The sequence below is a fragment of the Pseudarthrobacter albicanus genome, from assembly GCF_018224015.1.
In the GTDB taxonomy this organism is placed as follows: domain Bacteria; phylum Actinomycetota; class Actinomycetes; order Actinomycetales; family Micrococcaceae; genus Arthrobacter; species Arthrobacter albicanus.
This window is the reverse complement of sequence record NZ_JAGPOT010000027.1, coordinates 1-234: the sequence shown is the minus strand read 5'-3', so window position 1 is coordinate 234 and position 234 is coordinate 1. Positions and strand designations below refer to the sequence as shown.

General features: G+C 70.1%; 1 protein-coding gene. It reads right to left on the bottom strand.

Annotated elements, in window-relative coordinates:
* On the bottom strand, positions 1 to 234 hold a 234-nt coding region (locus J9611_RS08355), incomplete at both ends, for an enolase C-terminal domain-like protein (protein WP_281414547.1).

The following is a 234-nucleotide window of genomic DNA, read 5'->3' as shown; positions in this document are numbered from 1 at the left end:
TGGTTCTCGGCCGGGGTGCAGTCCTCCAGCCAGAACAGGTCATACGGTTCCAGGGCCTTGCCGAGCTTGGCCGCCTGGATCGGGGTCATCCGGTGGTGCCCGTCGTGCAGCAAAGGCAGCTCCGGGCCGAACTCGTTCCGGACGGCCTCGAACACCGACGGCAGGTGCCGCAGGTAGGCCCGGGTGTCCCAGTCCTCCTCCTGCGGGAACGCGCCGCGGCCGGCGGGCTCGTAA